The following is a 21139-nucleotide window of genomic DNA, read 5'->3' on the forward strand; positions in this document are numbered from 1 at the left end:
CAAGTTTTGCGAAGCAAAATCATTACTTACTATCTAGTTTTGAATGTATAATCATTCACTTGTCTGGTGACAATGGCAAGGAGGTCACACCTGTTCTCATGCCGAACACAGAAGTTAAGCTCCTTAGCGCCGATGGTAGTTGGATTTACGTTCCGCTAGAGTAGGACGTTGCCAGGCAATACTGAGACCGTAAGGTCTCTTTTTTTATGTCTAAAATTAAAGTTATAGAACATGTTTACGTATATTTAGCTTTACGAAGAGAAAGCGATTGAAGCTGATGAAAGGATTAAGCACAAATTAGAACTTAAAATGATTGGCACTTAATCCTTCTTTTTATCTTATAGAGTTAACGCTTTTATTAGTACATCTGTATGTGTTTCTAATTCTTCGTTAGGTATGCCTCCAAAGCCTAATATAAACTTTGGATGTGTTTGTATAATATTGTCATAATTATAGACTTTTAATTTTAAACTTAACTGTTCAGCTTTTTCTATACACTCTTCTAACGTAAGGCCGTTCTTAACTTTAATTGTAAAATGCATGCCTGTAAGAGCACCTTCTATAAGTAGTTGATCTTTATAAGGTTCTAAGCGTTTTAGTATATAATCAAGCTTTTCTCGATATATTCTTCTCATTTTATTTAAGTGACGTTCAAAACTGCCTGAGGCCATGAAGTTAGCAATGATGTGTTGAATGTGGACAGGGACGGTATTACTTTCTTTATGACCCATATCATAATACTTTTGCAATAATTTGTTTGGGAGCACAACATAAGCGATACGACAACTTGGGAATAGAGACTTTGAAAATGTACTAATATAAATTACTTTTTTGTTTTTATCTAAACTTTGTAGGGCAGGTATAGGTTTACCATAATATCTAAATTCTGAATCGTAGTCATCTTCAATAATATAACGTTCTTCTTTTTGGTGTGCCCACTTAATCAGTTGGGTTCTTTTTTTTAAATTCATTACATAGCCAGTTGGGAATTGATGAGAAGGCGTAATATATAATATATCATTATTTGAATGAATGACTTGATTCGTATTTATGCCATCTTTTTCTACATTGGCTTGGATATAGTCACGATTTTTCTTATCTAATACTTGTTTGATAGGTGGATAACTTGGCTTTTCTATAATGAATGATGAATCTTTTAATAATTCTGTAACCATATTTAATAATTGTTCTGTAGAAGAGCCTATAATTATTTGTTTAGGGTGTGAAGATACACCACGACTATTAAATAAGTAATGAGCTATTTGTTGTCTTAAAGATAACTCTCCTTGTATGTCTCCTTTTTCTAAAAGCGCTAATTGATTATCTTCAAATACTTCTTTAGCGTATTTTCTAAATAAATGTAGAGGAAAATATTCTGCATCAATTTCAGCTAAATTAAAAGCATATTTATAATAAGACTTAATATTTTCTTCTTTGTCATTATTTATTTGATAATCGTTAGTATTAACAATAGGAAGCGCTTGGATATCTGAAACATAATAGCCTGAACGTGGTTTTGAATATATAAAACCTTCATCTAACAAAAGTTGATAGGCGTGTTCTATAGTAGTATGGCTTAATGATAAGTGCTCACTTAATTGACGTTTAGATGGAAATTTATCATTAGCTTGATATTGACCCTCGATAATTTGATTTTTTAATTTTTCATAAAGAGAAATATATAATTTTTGCTTATTAGACATATTAAACTGGCCCCTAATTTTATAAATAAATTGTACCTTTTTAAATATCAGTTTATAACTTAAAATGGATTTAATCAATCGGAAAAGGGGTAAATTATATGTCTAAAATTGTAGGATCAGATAGAGTTAAACGAGGAATGGCTGAAATGCAAAAAGGCGGCGTTATTATGGACGTTGTCAATGCAGAACAAGCTAAAATTGCGGAAGAAGCCGGCGCAGTAGCAGTTATGGCTTTAGAACGTGTTCCATCTGACATCAGAGCAGCTGGCGGGGTAGCACGTAGCGCTAATCCTAAAATTGTTGAAGAAGTTATGAATGCAGTATCTATTCCTGTTATGGCTAAAGCACGTATTGGTCATATTACTGAAGCACGTGTATTAGAAGCTATGGGTGTAGACTATATTGATGAATCAGAAGTGTTAACTCCTGCTGATGAAGAATATCATTTAAGAAAAGATCAATTCACAGTACCTTTCGTTTGTGGTTGCCGTAATTTAGGTGAAGCAGCACGTCGTATTGGTGAAGGTGCAGCAATGTTACGTACTAAAGGTGAACCGGGTACTGGTAACATCGTTGAAGCAGTAAGACATATGAGAAAAGTGAACTCTGAAGTAAGTCGTTTAGTAGTAATGAATGATGACGAAATCATGACTTACGCTAAAGAGTTAGGTGCACCATACGAAGTATTAAAACAAATTAAAGATAATGGTCGTTTACCAGTAGTTAACTTTGCGGCTGGTGGTGTAGCAACACCTCAAGATGCTGCATTAATGATGGAATTAGGAGCTGACGGTGTATTCGTTGGTTCAGGTATTTTCAAATCAGAAGATCCTGAGAAATTTGCTAAAGCAATTGTTCAAGCTACAACTCATTACCAAGATTATGAATTAATCGGTAAATTAGCAGCTGAATTAGGTACTGCTATGAAAGGTTTAGATATGAACAAAATTTCATTAGAAGAACGTATGCAAGAGCGTGGTTGGTAAGATATGAAAATAGGTGTATTAGCATTACAAGGTGCCGTGCGTGAACATATTCGACACATCGAATTAAGTGGTCACGAAGGTATTGCAGTAAAAAAGGTTGAACAATTAGATGAAATAGATGGCTTAATTCTTCCTGGTGGTGAATCTACTACTTTAAGAAGACTTATGGATCTCTATGGCTTTAAGGAAAAGTTACAACAATCTGATTTACCAATGTTTGGTACATGTGCAGGATTAATTGTTCTTGCGAAAGATGTCGAAGGTGAAACAGGATATTTGAAAAAGTTAGATATTACTGTGGAACGTAATTCATTCGGTAGACAGGTTGATAGTTTCGAAGCTGAACTTGATATTAAAGGCATTGCTGAAGATATAGATGGTGTGTTTATTCGTGCACCACATATTTCTAGCGTAGAAGATGGTGTGGAAGTATTAAGTTCTGTAGGTGACAAGATTGTTGCTGTTAAACAAGGGAAATATTTAGGGGTATCATTCCATCCAGAATTAACTGATGATTATAGAGTGACACAATACTTTATTGATCATATGGTTAAGTAATATAAATTATGAGGAGGCGCTCAAAATGAGTGCCTCCTTTTTCAAAAATAAAAACCTAGAACACTTAAGTTCTAGGTTTATTTATGCTCTATATTAAATAAAGAATCCAGCGATTGCTGCTGAGATAAATGAAACTAATGTCGCACCGAATAATAGTTTAAGACCGAAGCGGGCTACGACGTCACCTTTCTCAGAGTTAAGTGATTTAATGGCACCTGAAATGATACCGATTGAACTGAAGTTAGCGAATGATACTAAGAATACTGATGTAATACCTTTCGCATGTTCAGAGATATCTTTTAAGTGACCTAATGATTGCATTGCAACGAATTCATTAGATAATAATTTAGTTGCCATGACTGAACCTGATTGAACAGCGTCTTCCCAAGGTACACCAGCTAAGAATGCTAATGGAGCAAAGACAAATCCAATTAATGTTTGGAAATCCCATTTAATTGCGCCACCAGATACTAAACTAAAGGCACCACTTACTAAACCATTTAATAATGCGATGATAGCGATATAACCGATTAACATTGCACCAACGATAACGGCAACTTTAAATCCGTCTAAAATGTATTCCCCTAACATTTCGAAGAAGGATTGTTTCTTCGTTTCGCTTTCATCTACTAATAATTTATCGTCTTCTTCATTAACTTTATATGGATTAATAATTGAAGCGATAATGAAACCACCAAATAAGTTTAAGACAACGGCTGTTACAACATATTTAGGTTCAATCAATGTGAAGTATGCACCAATGATTGACGCTGATACTGTAGACATTGCTGAAGCTGTTAATGTGTATAAACGTTGTTTAGGTATGTAAGGTAACTGTTGTTTTAATGAAATGAACACTTCAGATTGTCCTAAAATAGCAGCGGCTACTGCATTGTAAGATTCTAAACGTCCCATACCATTAATTTTAGAAATTAAGAAACCTAACACGTTAATGATCCAAGGTAAAATTCTAGTGTATTGTAAGATACCAATTAATGCTGAAATGAATACGATTGGTAATAATACGCTAAAGAAGAATGGTGGGTTTTTAGGATCTACATATTTAAATCCACCAAATACGAAATTAACCCCTTCTGCTGCTTTTTGTAATAAATAATTAAATCCTTCTGAGATACCACCGATTACTGTAATACCTACTGTTGTTTTTAATAGAATAAACGCGAAAATAAGTTGGATAACAAGTAATATCCCAACATATTGCCAGCGGATATTTTTTCTGTCAGAGCTAAATAAAAATGCAAGTGCTAAAAAGAAAATTATCCCTATAATCCCAATAAGAATATGCATGATTCTACTCCTTTAAATTTTTACTTTACCTTATATAATACAATAAATCAGTGTAAGTAACATCATAATTTTTGAATTTATAAAAACAAATTGGTTGAAAAAGGTCAAAGATGCTCATATAATATAGTCAAAGAAGGTCAAAAGAGGTGGTAAATCATGCACAACATGTCTGACATCATAGAACAATACATTAAAAAATTATTTGAAGAAACTAATGAAGACGTGGTAGAAATTCAAAGAGCAAATATTGCTCAACGTTTCGACTGTGTGCCTTCTCAATTAAATTATGTAATTAAAACTAGATTTACAAATGAACATGGCTATGAAATAGAAAGTAAACGTGGTGGCGGAGGTTATATCCGAATCACAAAAATTGAAAATAAAGATGCAACGGGGTATATTAATCACCTAATGCAACTTATCGGTCCATCAATTTCACAACAACAAGCATATTACATTCTTGATGGTCTATTAGATAAAAATCTAATTACCGAAAGAGAAGCTCGAATGATACAAGCTGTTGTCGATCGTGAAACTTTAAAAATGGACGTTGTTGCTAGAGATATAATTAGAGCAAATATTTTAAAACGTTTGTTACCAATTATTAATTACTATTAATAGAGAAAAGCGAGGTGTCTATGTGTGCTTTGCGAAAATTGTCATTTAAATGAAGCAGAGGTTAAACTCACAGTTAAAAGTAAAGAAGGCACTTCTGAAAAGTGGGTATGTTCGATTTGTGCGCAAGGAGATAATCCATGGCAACAAAATGAACATACGTCGTCACATTCCCAGTTTCAAGATGATATAGAAGAAGCATTTGTGGTGAAACAAATTTTACAACATCTTGCTACTAAACATGGAATTAATTTTCACGAAGTGGCTTTTCAAGAAGAAAAACGATGTCCAACATGTAATATGACATTAAAAGATATAGCGCATGTAGGGAAATTTGGATGTGCCAATTGTTATTCAACATTCAAAGATGACATTATAGATATTGTGAGACGAGTACAAGGTGGACAATTTGAACATGTAGGCAAAACACCTCGCTCTTCACATAAAAAACTTGCTATAAAAAAACAGATTGAAGAAAAAACAAAATATTTAAATATATTAATAGAAGAACAAAACTTCGAAGAGGCTGCTGTGGTTAGAGATGAAATTAAAGCCTTAAGAGATGAGAGTGAGGTGGGACGTCATGAGTGATATCAATCCTTATATTAGTGAATGGATGAAAGAAACATCTGAAGCGCCTATCGTGATGTCATCACGTATTCGTTTAGCGCGTAATTTAGAAAATCATGTCCATCCATTAATGTTTCCATCTGAGCAATCAGGTTTTAGAGTGATTAATGAAGTTCAGGATGCACTGCCTGAGTTAACATTGATGAGACTAGATACGATGGATCAACAAAATAAAATGAAACTTGTGGCGAAACATCTTATTAGTCCTGAATTAATTAAACAACCTGCCTCAGCGGTATTATTAAATGAGAATGAATCAATGAGTATCATGCTTAATGAAGAAGATCATATTCGCATTCAAGCAATGGGAAGTGATTTATCATTACATGAGTTATATAAACAGGCATCTGAAATTGATGATCAACTCGATGAAAAGCTTGATATAAGCTATGACGAGCATTTAGGCTATTTAACGACTTGTCCTACTAATGTAGGTACGGGTATGAGAGCAAGTGTTATGCTTCATTTACCAGGCTTATCCATTATGAAAAGAATGAATCGTATCGCTCAAACAATTAATCGTTTTGGATTTACGATTCGAGGTATATATGGAGAAGGTTCACAAGTTTACGGACATATTTATCAAGTTTCAAATCAGCTTACACTTGGTAAAACAGAAGAAGAAATTATTGATAATTTAACAGAAGTTGTTCAACAGATTATTAATGAAGAGAAACAAATTCGTGAACGTTTAACTCAATACAATGAACTTGAAACATTAGACCGTATATACCGTTCATTAGGTATATTACAAAATAGTCGAATGATCTCAATGGAAGAAGCGTCTTATCGATTAAGTGAAGTGAAATTAGGCGTGGATTTAGGCTATCTGTCGTTAAATAATTTTAAATTTAATGAGCTGATGGTGAGCATACAATCCGCATTCTTATATAATGACGAAGATGAAACAGTATCTGTTAACCAACGAAGAGCAGATATTCTAAGAGAACATACAAAATAGGAGGTATAGAACGATATGCTATTTGGTAGATTAACTGAGCGCGCACAACGTGTGTTAGCACATGCGCAAGAAGAAGCAATCCGTTTGAACCATTCAAATATAGGTACAGAACATTTATTACTTGGTTTAATGAAAGAACCTGAAGGTATCGCAGCTAAAGTGTTAGAAAGCTTCAACATTACTGAAGATAGAGTGATTGAAGAAGTTGAGAAACTTATTGGTCACGGCCAAGAACAAACAGGTACGCTTCATTACACACCAAGAGCGAAGAAAGTGATTGAACTTTCTATGGATGAAGCTAGAAAGTTACACCATAACTTCGTAGGTACGGAGCATATTTTATTAGGTTTAATCCGTGAAAATGAGGGCGTAGCAGCACGCGTCTTTGCCAATTTAGATTTAAATATTACAAAAGCACGCGCACAAGTAGTGAAAGCATTAGGTAGCCCAGAAATGAGCAATAAAAATGCGACAGTAAATAAATCTAATAATACGCCAACTTTAGATAGCTTAGCACGTGATTTAACGGTAATTGCTAAAGATGGAACATTAGATCCAGTTATTGGCAGAGACAAAGAAATTACACGTGTGATTGAAGTATTAAGTCGTCGTACTAAAAATAACCCAGTTTTAATTGGTGAACCTGGTGTAGGTAAAACAGCTATTGCTGAAGGTTTAGCGCAAGCTATCGTGAATAACGAAGTACCGGAAACATTAAAAAATAAACGTGTTATGTCATTAGATATGGGTACAGTTGTGGCTGGTACAAAATACCGTGGTGAATTTGAAGAACGCTTGAAAAAAGTAATGGAAGAAATTCATCAAGCAGGTAACGTTATTTTATTCATCGATGAATTACACACATTAGTAGGTGCTGGTGGAGCTGAAGGTGCTATCGATGCTTCAAACATTTTAAAACCAGCATTAGCACGTGGTGAATTACAATGCATCGGTGCTACTACATTAGATGAATATCGAAAAAATATTGAGAAAGATGCAGCATTAGAACGTCGTTTCCAACCAATTCAAGTGGATGAACCTACAGTAGAAGATACAATTGCTATTCTTAAAGGTTTACGTGATCGTTATGAAGCACATCACCGCATTAATATTTCAGATGAAGCACTTGAAGCGGCTGCAAAATTAAGTGATCGTTATGTCTCTGATCGTTTCTTACCAGACAAAGCTATCGACTTAATTGATGAAGCAAGTTCTAAAGTAAGACTAAAAAGTCATACAACACCTAATAATTTAAAAGAAATTGAACAAGAAATTGAAAAAGTGAAAAACGAAAAAGATGCTGCTGTTCATGCGCAAGAATTTGAAAACGCAGCAAACTTACGTGATAAACAAACTAAATTAGAAAAACAATATGAAGATGCTAAAAACGAATGGAAAACATCTCAAGGTGGTCAATCTACTTCATTATCTCAAGAAGATATCGCTGAAGTAATCGCTGGTTGGACTGGTATTCCATTAACTAAAATTAATGAAACAGAATCTGATCGTTTACTAAATCTTGAAGACACATTGCATCAACGTGTCATTGGACAAAACGACGCTGTCACTTCTATTAGTAAAGCAGTGCGTCGTGCTCGTGCTGGATTGAAAGATCCTAAACGTCCAATTGGTAGCTTTATCTTCTTAGGACCTACTGGTGTAGGTAAAACAGAATTAGCTCGTGCATTAGCTGAGTCAATGTTCGGTGAAGATGATGCTATGATTCGTGTTGACATGAGTGAATTCATGGAGAAACACGCAGTGAGCCGTTTAGTCGGAGCGCCTCCAGGTTATGTAGGTCACGATGATGGTGGTCAATTAACTGAAAAAGTTAGACGCAAACCTTATTCAGTTATTTTATTCGATGAAATCGAAAAAGCACATCCAGATGTGTTTAACATCTTGTTACAAGTACTTGATGATGGTCATTTAACTGATACTAAAGGACGTCAAGTTGACTTCCGTAATACAGTGATTATCATGACATCAAACGTAGGTGCACAAGAATTACAAGACCAACGTTTCGCTGGTTTCGGTGGCGGTTCTGAGGGTCATGATTACGAAACAATTCGTAAAACAATGATGAAAGAATTGAAAAATGCTTTCCGCCCAGAATTCTTAAACCGTGTTGACGATATTATCGTCTTCCACAAACTTACTAAAGACGAATTGAAAGAAATCGTAACAATGATGGTTAACAAATTAACTAAACGTCTTTCAGAACAAGATATTGATATCGTTGTAACAGATAAAGCTAAAGAGAAAATTGCTGATGAAGGATATGATCCAGAATATGGTGCACGTCCGTTAATCAGAGCTATTCAAAAAACAATTGAAGATAATTTAAGCGAATTAATCTTAGAAGGTAACAAAATCGAAGGTAAACAAGTTATCATCGACCATGATGGTAATGAATTTAAATATGATATTCGCGAGAAAAATAACGATGACGCAACTGAAGAAGAAACAACTTCTGACGTTGAAGCGTAAAATAATGTATAGATTTTAATTATGATAATACGAGGTCAAGACAAGCAATAAGTCTTGACCTCGATTTTATTCTCAACAGTGGTGTAGTTTACTCTAATTACAAATTAGATTTCTACGCCACTTATTTTTCTATCTTTACATTTGTCATTATTAATCGATACATATAAAATAGATTTGTTCATAGAAAAATCGGAGGTGCAATTTTGGCCAAAAAGAAAGTGATTTTTGAGTGTATGGCTTGTGGCTACCAAACACCTAAATGGATGGGTAAGTGTCCTAATTGTGGGGCATGGAACCAAATGGAAGAAATAGTTGAAAAAGCTGCAAACCCTAAACATGGCGTTAAAGCAAAAGAGTCTAGCGCTAAAGTACAAAAATTAAACAATATTAAACATGAAGCGACACCAAGAGTCCAAACAGAATCTAAAGAATTTAACCGTGTTTTGGGTGGCGGTATTGTAAGTGGCTCATTAGTACTTATCGGTGGCGACCCAGGTATCGGTAAATCTACGTTATTATTACAAATTTGTGCATCGCTATCACAAAAATTAAACGTACTCTACATTACAGGTGAGGAATCGCTAAATCAAACTAAATTACGTGCAGATCGTCTTGAAGAAGATTCAAGTAATTTAAATGTGTTAGCTGAAACAGATTTAGAGGTAATTCATCAAACTGTACAACAAGAACAGCCAGATATTTTAGTCGTGGATTCTATTCAAACAATATATCATCCTGAAATTAGTTCAGCTCCTGGTTCTGTGTCACAGGTGCGTGAAAGCACGCAAAGTTTAATGAATATTGCTAAACAAATGAATATTGCTACTTTTATAGTTGGACACGTGACTAAAGAAGGACAAATTGCTGGGCCACGATTATTAGAACATATGGTAGATACAGTATTGTATTTTGAAGGGGATGAACATCACGCTTACCGTATTTTACGAGCAGTTAAGAACCGTTTCGGCTCTACGAATGAAATGGGCATTTTCGAAATGAAGCAAAGTGGGCTAAAAGGTGTACAAAACCCTTCCGAAATGTTCTTAGAAGAACGTTCAACAAATGTTCCTGGCTCTACAATCGTCGCAACAATGGAAGGCACGCGACCACTACTTATTGAAGTGCAAGCTTTAGTAACGCCTACCACATTTAATAACCCAAGACGTATGGCGACTGGTATTGATCATAACCGCTTAAGTTTATTAATGGCAGTATTAGAGAAAAAGGAAAACTACCTCTTACAACAACAAGATGCTTACATCAAGGTAGCAGGTGGCGTACGTTTAACAGAGCCTGCAGTAGATTTAAGTGTGATTGTAGCTACTGCCTCAAGTTTCAAAGATAAAGCAGTAGATGGGCTAGATTGTTATATTGGTGAAGTCGGTTTAACGGGTGAAGTTAGACGTGTTTCACGTATTGAACAACGTGTGCAAGAAGCGGCGAAGTTAGGCTTTGAAAGAGTGATTATTCCTCAAACGAATATTGGCGGATGGACATTCCCAGAAGGTATTCGTGTAGTAGGAGTTTCAACCGTACATGAAGCATTAAAATATGCATTTAAAGCATAATTAAGACAGCTAAAGAGGTGAGATTTATGAAGGTATTGAAGGGTATAGTCGTGATTATCTATATCATCCTTGGTACAGCGCTTGGTATTCTGTTAATACCCGAGATACTACGTGATTTAAATATTAAAGATTATCCTATTTTAACGAATTACTATGTTGATGGCTTAATAGGCATTATAGTATTTTTCTTAATATTTGGTTTGTTTATAAATAAAGTAACTAAGACATTAAAAGATGTAGAACAATGGATTTTACAACGCAGTGCAGTCGAAATATTATTCGCAACCCTTGGTCTTATTATCGGTTTGTTCATCTCTGTGATGGCTTCTTTCATCCTAGAAATGATTGGCAACTCTATTTTAAACCATTTAGTGCCAATAATTATTACGTTGCTATTATGTTACTTAGGTTTCCAATTTGGTTTGAAAAAGCGCGACGAAATGCTTATGTTTTTGCCAGAGAATATGGCACGTTCAATGTCTAAAAACAATGTCAGTGCAGTACCTAAATTACTAGATACAAGTGCGATTATTGATGGACGTATTTTAGATGTTATCCGTTGTGGATTTATTGATGGTGAAATTCTTATACCTCAAGGCGTGATTAATGAACTTCAAGTGGTAGCCGATGCTAATGATAGTGTGAAACGTGAGAAAGGCCAACGTGGTCTGGATATTTTGAATGAATTATACGACTTGGATTATCCAACACGTGTTATCCATCCTCAAAAATCACATAGTGATATTGATGAATTATTAGTAAAATTGGCGCAATCTTATCATGCACATGTTATTACAACAGATTTTAATTTAAATAAAGTATGTCATGTACAAGGTATTAAAGCGTTAAACGTTAATGATTTATCTGAAGCGATTAAACCAAATGTGCATCAAGGTGATCGTATTAATATCTTATTAACGAAGATGGGTAAAGAACCTGGTCAAGGTGTTGGTTATCTTGATGACGGTACAATGGTGGTCGTGGATAATGCGAAGCAACTTGTTGGCAAACAAGTGGAATTAGAAGTTATCAGTTTATTACAAACGTCATCTGGACGTATCATTTTTGCTAAAAAATTAGATGATGTTAATTAGGCTAGTTAAGTGAGTTAGCTATTATAGTGTATGACTAGCATGAAACGCATGCGAGATGGTTGAAGAACCAGAATCGTTAGAGACGCATGGGTTTCATGTGGAACGCTAGCTGTTTAGGGCACTCTTTTCAAAAAATAAAAAATGCTATATACAGAGATGACGTGAGACTTATCAAAGTGTTGATTTAGTGCTACAATAGTGTAGAAATGTGACGTTTTATCTAAGTATAGAGTGGGTGAGGAAAGTTATTCGAAAACGCGTCTTTATAGATAGTTTGGGATAGCTTTTTTCTAATGGAAGAAGATGTTTCTGAGGCGACAATAGTGTGCCCTGTGGTTAGATGAACCGTGATTGATTAATGAATAATTATTAGGAGTGAATATAATGAGTGAACGTATAAGAGTTAGATATGCGCCGAGTCCAACTGGATATTTGCATATTGGTAATGCGAGAACGGCATTGTTTAACTATTTATTTGCTAAGCATTATGATGGAGATTTCGTAGTGCGTATTGAGGATACTGATAGTAAACGTAACCTTAAAGATGGTGAAGCGTCTCAATTTGAGAACTTAAAATGGTTAGGTTTAGATTGGGATGAATCAGTGGATAAAGATAATGGTTATGGTCCATATCGTCAGTCTGAACGTGGTGATATTTATAATCCATTAATTCAACAATTATTAGATGAAGATAAAGCATATAAATGTTATATGACTTCAGAAGAGCTTGAAAAAGAACGTGAAGAGCAAATTGCACGTGGTGAGATGCCTCGTTATGGTGGTAAACATGCGCATTTAACTGAAGAAGAGCGTCAACAGTTTGAAGCGGAAGGTCGTCAACCATCTATTAGATTCCGTGTGCCACAAGATAAAACTTATACGTTTAATGATATGGTTAAAGGCGAAATTTCATTTGACTCTAATAATATCGGCGACTGGGTTATCGTGAAGAAAGATGGCGTGCCAACTTATAACTTTGCTGTAGCAGTCGATGATCATTATATGGAAATTTCAGATGTTATTCGTGGTGATGACCATGTGTCTAATACGCCTAAACAATTAATGATTTATGAAGCGTTTGGTTGGGAACCACCTCGCTTTGGTCATATGTCATTAATCGTTAATGAAGAACGTAAGAAATTAAGTAAACGTGATGGTCAAATTTTACAATTCATCGAGCAATATCGTGACTTAGGTTATTTACCTGAAGCGTTATTTAACTTCATTACATTATTAGGTTGGTCTCCTGAAGGTGAAGATGAGATCTTCTCTAAAGAAGAATTTATTAAGATTTTTGATGAAAAACGTCTTTCTAAATCACCAGCAATGTTTGATAGACAAAAACTTGCTTGGGTTAACAACCAATACATGAAAGAAAAAGATAACGAAACAGTATTTGAACTTGCGTTACCTCATTTAATTAAAGCAAACTTAATTCCTGCTGAACCTAGTGAAGAAGATAAAGAATGGGGCCGTAAACTTATTGCACTTTATCAAAAAGAAATGAGTTATGCAGGCGAAATCGTTCCATTATCAGAAATGTTCTTTAAAGATATGCCTGAATTAGGTGAAGAAGAACAAGAAGTGCTTAATGGTGAACAAGTACCTGAATTAATGTCTCATTTATACAGCAAATTAGAAGCTTTAGAACCATTTGAAGCTGCAGAAATTAAGAAAACAATTAAAGAAGTTCAAAAAGAAACTGGCATTAAAGGTAAACAATTATTTATGCCAATTCGTGTAGCTGTCACAGGCCAAATGCATGGTCCTGAATTACCAAATACAATTGAAGTATTAGGTAAAGACAAAGTGTTATCACGCTTGAAAAAACACGTTTAAAACAAAGGTCTGGACAAAAGCGTTTAGGATTTGAGCAGAACCGAGCGATGAGCAAAACTGATTTCCAAAGCGGATATATCTTTGTACTTGAAATTTTACATTAAAGCTCATATGATTAGGTTACACATGAAACAAAGGATTAGTAAATATCAGATAATGTATTCAGAGAGTGTGCGGTTGCTGCGAGCACATCATTATCAATATTGAATGCACCTTTGTATTAAGTATCAATTGAATATGTAAATGAGTATGATAAAGAGGCTGTCTTGATGAATTAAAGGATGGATGGGTTATCTTTATCTAAATACAGAGTGGAACCGTGCGGTAGCGCCTCTAGCATATATGTGTTAGAGGTGCTTTTTTATTAACTAAAATTCAGATTGAGTAGTCGTAATTGTGGAATTAATTACTTTTTAAAACCGAGGGGGAGACAGTCTTGATAAAAAGAATTAGAGACGATGTGAAAATGGTATTTGAACAGGACCCAGCAGCACGTACAACATTTGAGGTTATTACAACTTATGCTGGTTTACATGCAGTATGGAGTCACTTAATTGCGCATAAATTATATAATAAAAAACGATATGTCCTTGCTAGAATCATATCTCAAGTTTCTCGCTTCTTTACAGGAATTGAAATTCATCCTGGTGCCAAAATTGGGAAATGTTTATTCATCGACCATGGTATGGGTGTTGTAATTGGAGAAACATGTACAATTGGCGACAATGTAACGATTTACCAAGGTGTTACATTAGGTGGTACGGGTAAAGAAAAAGGAAAACGTCACCCAGATATTGGCGATAATGTGTTGATTGCGGCAGGTTCAAAAATATTAGGTAATATTCAAATAGATTCTAATGTTAATATCGGAGCGAATTCAGTCGTATTACAATCTGTGCCTAGTTATACAACTGTAGTAGGTATTCCAGGCCATATTGTGAAACAAGAAGGAAAACGTATCGGTAAAACATTCGATCACCGTAATTTACCGGATCCATTATATGAACAAATTAAACAACTAGAAAAACAACTTGAAAAAGCTAAGAACGGAGAGATTAAAGATGATTACATTATATAATACATTAACGCGTCAAAAGGAGACGTTTGAGCCTATCGAACCAGGTAAGGTGAAAATGTATGTATGTGGTCCAACAGTATATAACTACATTCATATTGGTAACGCGCGTCCAGCTATTAATTATGATGTTGTACGTCGTTACTTTGAATATCAAGGCTATGAAGTCACATATGTTTCAAACTTTACGGATGTAGACGATAAATTAATTAAACGCTCACAAGAGCTTAATGAAAGTGTACCTGAAATTGCAGAGAAATATATCAAAGCATTCTATGAAGATGTCGGTGCTTTAAATGTTAAAAAGGCCACTTCAAATCCTCGAGTAATGAACCATATGGATGAAATTATTGCGTTCATCAAAGAGTTAGTAGATGAAGGATATGCGTATGAAAGCAATGGTGACGTCTACTTCAGAACACGTAAGTTTGATGGCTATGGTAAATTAAGTCACCAATCAATTGATGACTTAAAAGTAGGTGCCAGAATCGAAGCGGGTGAACAAAAAGAGGACGCCCTAGATTTCACTTTATGGAAAAAAGCAAAACCAGGTGAAATTAGTTGGGAAAGCCCATTTGGTGAAGGACGTCCAGGTTGGCATATTGAATGTTCAGTAATGGCTTACCATGAACTAGGTAAAACAATTGATATTCATGCTGGTGGTTCAGATTTACAATTCCCTCACCATGAGAATGAAATTGCACAATCTGAAGCACATAACCATGCACCTTTTGCGAACTACTGGATGCATAATGGTTTCATCAATATTGATAATGAAAAAATGAGTAAATCTTTAGGCAACTTCATTTTAGTACATGACATTATTAAAGAAGTTGATCCAGATGTACTACGTTTCTTCATGATCAGTGTGCATTATAGAAGTCCAATTAACTATAACTTAGAATTAGTTAATGCTGCGAAAAGTGGCTTAGAACGTATTCGCAATAGTTATAAATTAATTGAAGAACGTGAAGAAATTGCGACTGACATTACAGATCAGTCTGATTATATCGAACAAATTGATGCTATTTTAGAACAATTTGAAACAGTGATGAATGATGACTTTAATACTGCCAATGCTGTAACTGCTTGGTACGATTTAGCCAAACTTGCGAATAAATATGTATTAGAGAATACAACATCAACACAAGTAATTGCTCGTTTTAAAGAAGTTTATCAAATCTTTAGTGATGTTCTTGGTGTGCCACTTAAAGGTACAGACTCAGACATGTTATTAGATGAAGATATTGAAAAGCTTATCGAAGAACGTAATGAAGCACGTAAAAATAAAGACTTTGCTCGCGCTGATGAAATTAGAGATATGTTGAAAGAACAAAATATTATTTTAGAAGATACGCCTCAAGGTGTGCGCTTCAAACGTGGTTAATATGGATCCAAAATTATTAAACCCTTTAACGTTAGCGTATATGGGCGATGCGGTATTGGACCAACATGTTCGACGTTATATTGTCTTGAAATTGCAAAGTAAACCTAACCGTTTACATCAAGTATCTAAACGTTATGTTTCGGCTAAAAGTCAGGCGCAAACATTGGAAAAGTTGATTGATGCGCAATGGTTTACGGATGAGGAATTGGACATCGTTAAAAGAGGTCGCAATGCTAAAAGTTATACCAAAGCTAAAAATACAGATATACAAACATATCGCAAAAGTTCAGGCTTAGAAGCAGTCATAGGATTTTTATATTTAGATCATCAAGAAGATAGATTAGAAGCGTTGCTTGATGAAATTATTCAATTAGTAAATGAAAGGGAGTGAAATCAGTGGAAGATATCGTAATTGTTGGTAGACACGCTGTTAAAGAAGCGATTGTCTCTGGACATACCATCAATAAAATTTGGATTCAAGAAGGCATAAGAAAACAACAAATTAATGACATCTTACAAAATGCAAAAGAACAAAAATTAATTGTTCAAACAGTGCCAAAATCGAAATTAGATAATTTAGCAAATGCACCTCATCAAGGGGTAGCAGCATTAATTGCACCATACGAATATGCAGATTTCGATCAATTTATTAAAGCGCAAAAAGAAAAAGAAGGTCTATCTACAGTTATTATTTTAGATGGTCTTGAAGACCCACATAACTTAGGATCTATTTTAAGAACTGCTGATGCTAGTGGTGTCGACGGTGTCATCATACCTAAAAGACGTTCTGTTGCCTTAACTCAAACAGTGGCTAAAGCATCAACAGGTGCTATTCAACACGTGCCAGTAATGCGTGTGACTAACTTATCTAAAACAATCGATGAGTTGAAAGACAATGGTTACTGGGTAGCTGGTGCTGAAGCGGACAACGCTACTGATTATCGTGAAATGGCAGCAGACATGCCTTTAGCGATCGTGATTGGTAGTGAAGGTCAGGGTATGAGTCGATTAGTTAAAGATAAATGTGATTTCTATATTAAGATACCAATGGTTGGTCATGTTAATAGCCTTAATGCATCAGTAGCAGCCAGTTTAATGATGTATGAAGTGTATCGTAAAAGACATCAACTCGGAGACAACGCATGAAGGATAGATATTTAATTATCGATGGCTATAATATGATAGGGCAATCACAAGAATTGAGTAAGATTGCACGTGAGAATTTGCAAGAAGCACGTGAACAATTGCTTGATGCCATTGCCAATTATAATGCTGTTGTCGCAGATGAGATTGTATGTGTATTTGATGCTTACGAACAATCAGGTATTGAAAGAGAGTATATTTATCACGGTGTAAAGACAGTTTTTACGAAAGAAAAAGAAACTGCAGATAGCTATATCGAACGCTATGTTTATAATTTGTACAATAAGCATACAACGCATATCACAGTAGTAACGAGTGATATGAGTGAACAGCATGCGATATTTGGCGCAGGTGCCTATCGTGTGTCATCTAGAGAGATGTGGCGTGATTTGAAAGAAAATGCCATCACAGTTAGCAAATCTTTAGATGATTTTAGTGAAAGTAAGCCAAGAACTCGAATTTCGCTATCAAATGATGTTTTAGCAGAATTTGAAAAGATTAGACGTGGCAACCATAAAAAAGAGTAAAGTTGGCCACTTGTCATTTAATATCAGTTCTTTATACACTATGCCTAATTTAATATGAAAGGTATAGTGTATGACTCAAAATTTAAAACAACTAGAACAAGCATTCATTAACTTCCAACAAAGTCGAAATCGTCGTGAACAAGAGCAATTATTTACATTTATAGTAAGCCAGTTACACTCAAGCCTTTCAATAAAGTTTAAGCAAATGGGTGTGTCTGCTTCAGATATTGAAGATTTGATTCAAGAATTATTTATTAGAACGTATTTGTCACTACAAACTTTTGATTTTACGCTAAACATTCCATTTGAACACTATTTGAATTGTATGGTTCGCTCGCTTAGGAATGATTTTTGGAGAAAAAGATATGCAGAGGCTAATAGAAATGAATCTTTAATAAATGAATATGTTGTTAGATATAAATGGAACAAATCTTCTAACCAGACTGAAGCGTATTGCTTAACACAAGCTCAAAGCGAGCAAATACGTGAGAGTTTATTATATTTGAGTGACTTAGAAAGAAGTGTAGCGCAATTAATGTTAAGTGACTATTCTCCAACAGAGATAGCTAGAAAATTAAATATTAAAGATAAAGTAGTTTACAATAGTATTCAACGTTGTAAAATGAAAATGAGAAACTATTTAAATCAGCATTATTGTTAGCTAATTAAAGCAACGGCACTACTATGCTAGTTTGACATTTCTTGTAAAATTTATGTATAGTATACTGGTATTAAAATGAGTAAAGGTGAATTGTTGTGAAAAAAGTACCTTTAATTTGTGAAGTTTGCGGTAACAGAAATTATAATGTCCCGAAAAATGAAAATTCTGCAACGAGATTAGAATTAAAAAAATATTGTCCGAGATGTAACGCTCATACGACTCATAAAGAGTCAAAATAAGCTTGTTAATGAGTAATATTTTAGATAGATGGCTAATCAACGGTAAGTATGGAGGTAATTTTGATGGCTAAAGATAAAGGCACAGGTAAAGAAAAAGAAAGTTTCTTCCAAGGCGTTAAAAGTGAAATGGAAAAAACTAGTTGGCCTACTAAAGAAAAACTTTTCAAATATACTGTAATCGTAGTATCTACAGTAATTTTCTTCATGGTGTTTTTCTGGTTGTTAGACGTAGGTATTGGTAATTTAATTCAATTATTTAGATAAGAGTAATAATTAAAGATAAGTTTATCGACAATGTAATTTTAAGTATAAAGACTGAAAGGTTTATCTGCAGTCTGAGAGAAGGAGTGACAACATGTCTGAAGAAGTCGGCGCAAAGCGTTGGTATGCCGTGCATACGTATTCTGGATATGAAAATAAAGTTAAAAAGAATTTAGAAAAAAGAGTAGAATCAATGAATATGACAGAGCAAATTTTTAGAGTTGTCATACCTGAAGAGGAAGAAACACAAGTTAAAGATGGAAAAGCTAAAAAACAAGTTAAGAAAACATTTCCTGGTTATGTGTTAGTAGAACTAGTTATGACAGATGAGTCATGGTACGTTGTACGTAATACACCAGGCGTAACTGGTTTCGTTGGTTCAGCAGGTGCAGGTTCTAAGCCTAATCCATTACTTCCTGAAGAAATGAGATTCATCTTAAAACAAATGGGTCTTAAAGAAAAAACAATCGATGTTGAATTAGACATTGGTGAACAAGTTCGTATTAAATCTGGTCCATTCGCTAATCAAGTAGGCGAAGTACAAGAAATTGAACCTGATAAATTTAAATTGACTGTATTAGTTGATATGTTTGGTAGAGAAACACCAGTTGAAGTTGAATTTGATCAAGTTGAAAAATTATAAATTTTAATCAGAAGAAAAAAGACACTGAAAAACAAAGTCTCTTAAAAAAGATGAAATTTTACTATTGATTTTTAAGTGAGTTCAGTGTTAAAATAATGTGGTCGCGTTTTTAGAACGCTCATTTCGTCACGAAATGTTTATGAGTGGGAGGGCAAAACTGAGCCCTGTGACCACATCACGATATCAAGGAGGTGCACATCGTGGCTAAAAAAGTAGAAAAAGTAGTTAAATTACAAATTCCTGCAGGTAAAGCGAACCCAGCACCACCAGTTGGTCCAGCATTAGGTCAAGCAGGTGTGAACATTATGGGATTCTGTAAAGAATTCAACGCACGTACGCAAGAACAAGCAGGTTTAATCATTCCGGTAGAAATCAGTGTATATGAAGACCGTTCATTTACATTCATTACTAAAACTCCACCGGCTCCAGTACTACTTAAAAAAGCAGCTGGCGTAGAAAAAGGTTCTGGTGAACCTAACAAAACTAAAGTTGCTACAGTAACTAAAGATCAAGTACGTGAAATTGCACAAACTAAAATGCAAGACTTAAACGCTGCAGACGAAGAAGCAGCTATGCGTATTATCGAAGGTACTGCACGTAGTATGGGTATCACTGTACAATAATTTTTTGAACATAAAAGTTAGATTATCGAAATAAAATTAAGAGGTTGAAACAAAAATTTGCTTTAAGGACGCCGTTTACCGGCTTCTAAAGTAAAAACACTTTTGTCCAAACCTCGTTAGACGATGGCAGGTAACAGAAACGACAACCAATAATATTGTCTGTGATGAATTTTGTAAGTTTTGAAACCTTAGGGTGATTTGAAACGTTAGATATTCATCTGTTATCTGCTCTTAACTTGTGTAATACACAAGTAAGCGTGGGAGGAAATTCCGCTAAAACCACTAAAGGAGGAACAATAAATGGCTAAAAAAGGTAAAAAGTATCAAGAAGCAGCTAATAAAGTTGATCGTACTAAACACTATAGTGTTGAAGAAGCAATCAGCTTAGCTAAAGAAACAAGCATTGCTAACTTTGACGCATCAGTTGAAGTAGCTTTCCGTTTAGGAATTGATACACGTAAAAATGACCAACAAATCCGTGGTGCAGTAGTATTACCAAACGGTACTGGTAAATCACAACGTGTATTAGTATTTGCTAAAGGTGACAAAGTCGCTGAAGCAGAAGCAGCAGGCGCAGATTACGTAGGTGAATCTGAATATGTACAAAAAATCCAACAAGGTTGGTTCGACTTTGACGTAGTAGTAGCTACTCCAGACATGATGGGCGAAGTTGGTAAATTAGGTCGTGTATTAGGACCTAAAGGTTTAATGCCAAACCCTAAAACTGGTACAGTAACTATGGACGTTAAAAAAGCTGTTGAAGAAATCAAAGCTGGTAAAGTTGAATACCGTGCTGAAAAAGCAGGTATCGTACATGCTTCAATAGGT

Annotated in this window: 22 protein-coding genes and 1 rRNA gene; 21 read left to right on the forward strand and 2 right to left on the reverse strand. The window is 34.8% G+C overall.

What is annotated here, in order from left to right; genetic code table 11:
• Window positions 1–62 precede the first annotated feature (62 nt).
• Window positions 63–177: ribosomal RNA gene (gene rrf, locus CD127_RS06800) — 5S ribosomal RNA — on the forward strand.
• A gap of 161 nt (window positions 178–338) precedes the next feature.
• Here the strand turns inward: rrf and pdxR are convergent.
• The gene (gene pdxR, locus CD127_RS06805; RefSeq protein WP_103366208.1) at window positions 339–1703 is read right to left on the reverse strand and encodes a MocR-like pyridoxine biosynthesis transcription factor PdxR; all 1365 of its coding nucleotides are present in this window, start codon (window positions 1701–1703) and stop codon (window positions 339–341) included.
• Window positions 1704–1801: 98 nt separating this feature from the next.
• Here pdxR and pdxS point away from each other — a divergent pair, with 98 nt between their 5' ends.
• Together pdxS and pdxT are read left to right on the forward strand one after the other, a co-directional pair.
• Window positions 1802–2689: a pyridoxal 5'-phosphate synthase lyase subunit PdxS gene (pdxS, locus tag CD127_RS06810; protein ID WP_103328814.1), complete on the forward strand. Its 888-nt coding sequence runs from the start codon at window positions 1802–1804 to the stop codon at window positions 2687–2689.
• Between the two features lie 3 nt (window positions 2690–2692).
• Window positions 2693–3247 carry a pyridoxal 5'-phosphate synthase glutaminase subunit PdxT gene (gene pdxT / locus CD127_RS06815; protein WP_103297545.1) on the forward strand — a complete coding sequence of 185 codons (555 nt, stop codon included), beginning with the start codon at window positions 2693–2695 and terminating at the stop codon, window positions 3245–3247.
• Between the two features lie 93 nt (window positions 3248–3340).
• On the opposite strand, the gene CD127_RS06820 is transcribed toward pdxT, so the two are convergent.
• Complete coding sequence (locus CD127_RS06820; RefSeq protein ID WP_103366209.1) at window positions 3341–4555, reverse strand: NupC/NupG family nucleoside CNT transporter; 1215 nt, start codon at window positions 4553–4555, stop codon at window positions 3341–3343.
• 156 nt (window positions 4556–4711) lie between these two features.
• On the opposite strand from CD127_RS06820, the gene CD127_RS06825 reads away from it, so the two are divergent.
• The 18 genes from CD127_RS06825 to rplA form a co-directional block, all read left to right on the forward strand.
• Window positions 4712–5173 (forward strand): CtsR family transcriptional regulator, encoded by a 462-nt coding sequence (locus CD127_RS06825; RefSeq protein ID WP_103297547.1) that lies wholly within the window; start codon window positions 4712–4714, stop codon window positions 5171–5173.
• Window positions 5174–5197: 24 nt separating this feature from the next.
• Window positions 5198–5761, forward strand: a complete 564-nt coding sequence (locus tag CD127_RS06830) for a UvrB/UvrC motif-containing protein (protein ID WP_103297548.1) — start codon at window positions 5198–5200, stop codon at window positions 5759–5761.
• On the forward strand, window positions 5754–6761 hold the full coding sequence (locus tag CD127_RS06835) for a protein arginine kinase (protein WP_103366210.1): 1008 nt from the start codon (window positions 5754–5756) through the stop codon (window positions 6759–6761). The genes CD127_RS06830 and CD127_RS06835 overlap by 8 nt, the downstream gene beginning before the upstream one ends.
• Window positions 6762–6776: 15 nt before the next feature.
• On the forward strand, window positions 6777–9251 hold the full coding sequence (locus CD127_RS06840) for an ATP-dependent Clp protease ATP-binding subunit (protein WP_103366211.1): 2475 nt from the start codon (window positions 6777–6779) through the stop codon (window positions 9249–9251).
• A gap of 203 nt (window positions 9252–9454) precedes the next feature.
• Window positions 9455–10819 carry a DNA repair protein RadA gene (gene radA / locus CD127_RS06845; RefSeq protein WP_103297551.1) on the forward strand — a complete coding sequence of 455 codons (1365 nt, stop codon included), beginning with the start codon at window positions 9455–9457 and terminating at the stop codon, window positions 10817–10819.
• Between the two features lie 26 nt (window positions 10820–10845).
• Window positions 10846–11913: a PIN/TRAM domain-containing protein gene (locus tag CD127_RS06850; RefSeq protein ID WP_103297552.1), complete on the forward strand. Its 1068-nt coding sequence runs from the start codon at window positions 10846–10848 to the stop codon at window positions 11911–11913.
• Window positions 11914–12297: 384 nt separating this feature from the next.
• On the forward strand, window positions 12298–13752 hold the full coding sequence (gltX, locus tag CD127_RS06855; protein ID WP_103366212.1) for a glutamate--tRNA ligase: 1455 nt from the start codon (window positions 12298–12300) through the stop codon (window positions 13750–13752).
• Between the two features lie 436 nt (window positions 13753–14188).
• On the forward strand, window positions 14189–14830 hold the full coding sequence (gene cysE, locus CD127_RS06860) for a serine O-acetyltransferase (protein ID WP_103366213.1): 642 nt from the start codon (window positions 14189–14191) through the stop codon (window positions 14828–14830).
• Window positions 14814–16214 (forward strand): cysteine--tRNA ligase, encoded by a 1401-nt coding sequence (gene cysS, locus CD127_RS06865; RefSeq protein WP_103366214.1) that lies wholly within the window; start codon window positions 14814–14816, stop codon window positions 16212–16214. Before cysE ends, cysS begins: the two co-directional genes overlap by 17 nt.
• Window position 16215: 1 nt before the next feature.
• Window positions 16216–16605, forward strand: coding sequence for a Mini-ribonuclease 3 (locus CD127_RS06870; RefSeq protein ID WP_103366215.1), 390 nt, complete (start codon window positions 16216–16218; stop codon window positions 16603–16605).
• A 5-nt stretch (window positions 16606–16610) separates the two neighbouring features.
• Window positions 16611–17360 carry a 23S rRNA (guanosine(2251)-2'-O)-methyltransferase RlmB gene (gene rlmB / locus CD127_RS06875; RefSeq protein WP_103297557.1) on the forward strand — a complete coding sequence of 250 codons (750 nt, stop codon included), beginning with the start codon at window positions 16611–16613 and terminating at the stop codon, window positions 17358–17360.
• Window positions 17357–17884, forward strand: coding sequence for an NYN domain-containing protein (locus CD127_RS06880; protein WP_103297558.1), 528 nt, complete (start codon window positions 17357–17359; stop codon window positions 17882–17884). Before rlmB ends, CD127_RS06880 begins: the two co-directional genes overlap by 4 nt.
• Window positions 17885–17954: 70 nt before the next feature.
• On the forward strand, window positions 17955–18545 hold the full coding sequence (locus tag CD127_RS06885) for a sigma-70 family RNA polymerase sigma factor (protein WP_103366216.1): 591 nt from the start codon (window positions 17955–17957) through the stop codon (window positions 18543–18545).
• A 95-nt stretch (window positions 18546–18640) separates the two neighbouring features.
• On the forward strand, window positions 18641–18784 hold the full coding sequence (gene rpmG, locus CD127_RS06890; RefSeq protein WP_103297560.1) for a 50S ribosomal protein L33: 144 nt from the start codon (window positions 18641–18643) through the stop codon (window positions 18782–18784).
• Window positions 18785–18847: 63 nt separating this feature from the next.
• Window positions 18848–19048 (forward strand): preprotein translocase subunit SecE, encoded by a 201-nt coding sequence (secE, locus tag CD127_RS06895; protein ID WP_103366217.1) that lies wholly within the window; start codon window positions 18848–18850, stop codon window positions 19046–19048.
• A 91-nt stretch (window positions 19049–19139) separates the two neighbouring features.
• Window positions 19140–19688, forward strand: a complete 549-nt coding sequence (nusG, locus tag CD127_RS06900; RefSeq protein WP_103297562.1) for a transcription termination/antitermination protein NusG — start codon at window positions 19140–19142, stop codon at window positions 19686–19688.
• A 200-nt stretch (window positions 19689–19888) separates the two neighbouring features.
• The gene (rplK, locus tag CD127_RS06905; RefSeq protein ID WP_001832298.1) at window positions 19889–20311 is read left to right on the forward strand and encodes a 50S ribosomal protein L11; all 423 of its coding nucleotides are present in this window, start codon (window positions 19889–19891) and stop codon (window positions 20309–20311) included.
• A 300-nt stretch (window positions 20312–20611) separates the two neighbouring features.
• Window positions 20612–21139, forward strand: a 528-nt coding sequence (rplA, locus tag CD127_RS06910) for a 50S ribosomal protein L1 (protein ID WP_103366218.1), incomplete at its 3' end; no start/stop codon positions are given.

Source organism: Staphylococcus petrasii (assembly GCF_002902565.1).
GTDB lineage: Bacteria > Bacillota > Bacilli > Staphylococcales > Staphylococcaceae > Staphylococcus > Staphylococcus petrasii.

Excerpts from the sequence above, each read along its gene's own strand:
- pdxR (WP_103366208.1), bottom strand. The coding sequence starts at position 1,703 with ATGTCTAATAAGCAAAAATTATATATTTCTCTTTATGAAAAATTAAAA.
- pdxS (WP_103328814.1), top strand. The coding sequence starts at position 1,802 with ATGTCTAAAATTGTAGGATCAGATAGAGTTAAACGAGGAATGGCTGAA.
- pdxT (WP_103297545.1), top strand. The coding sequence starts at position 2,693 with ATGAAAATAGGTGTATTAGCATTACAAGGTGCCGTGCGTGAACATATT.
- CD127_RS06820 (WP_103366209.1), bottom strand. The coding sequence starts at position 4,555 with ATGCATATTCTTATTGGGATTATAGGGATAATTTTCTTTTTAGCACTT.
- CD127_RS06825 (WP_103297547.1), top strand. The coding sequence starts at position 4,712 with ATGCACAACATGTCTGACATCATAGAACAATACATTAAAAAATTATTT.
- CD127_RS06835 (WP_103366210.1), top strand. The coding sequence starts at position 5,754 with ATGAGTGATATCAATCCTTATATTAGTGAATGGATGAAAGAAACATCT.
- CD127_RS06840 (WP_103366211.1), top strand. The coding sequence starts at position 6,777 with ATGCTATTTGGTAGATTAACTGAGCGCGCACAACGTGTGTTAGCACAT.
- CD127_RS06850 (WP_103297552.1), top strand. The coding sequence starts at position 10,846 with ATGAAGGTATTGAAGGGTATAGTCGTGATTATCTATATCATCCTTGGT.
- gltX (WP_103366212.1), top strand. The coding sequence starts at position 12,298 with ATGAGTGAACGTATAAGAGTTAGATATGCGCCGAGTCCAACTGGATAT.
- cysS (WP_103366214.1), top strand. The coding sequence starts at position 14,814 with ATGATTACATTATATAATACATTAACGCGTCAAAAGGAGACGTTTGAG.
- CD127_RS06870 (WP_103366215.1), top strand. The coding sequence starts at position 16,216 with ATGGATCCAAAATTATTAAACCCTTTAACGTTAGCGTATATGGGCGAT.
- CD127_RS06880 (WP_103297558.1), top strand. The coding sequence starts at position 17,357 with ATGAAGGATAGATATTTAATTATCGATGGCTATAATATGATAGGGCAA.
- CD127_RS06885 (WP_103366216.1), top strand. The coding sequence starts at position 17,955 with ATGACTCAAAATTTAAAACAACTAGAACAAGCATTCATTAACTTCCAA.
- secE (WP_103366217.1), top strand. The coding sequence starts at position 18,848 with ATGGCTAAAGATAAAGGCACAGGTAAAGAAAAAGAAAGTTTCTTCCAA.
- nusG (WP_103297562.1), top strand. The coding sequence starts at position 19,140 with ATGTCTGAAGAAGTCGGCGCAAAGCGTTGGTATGCCGTGCATACGTAT.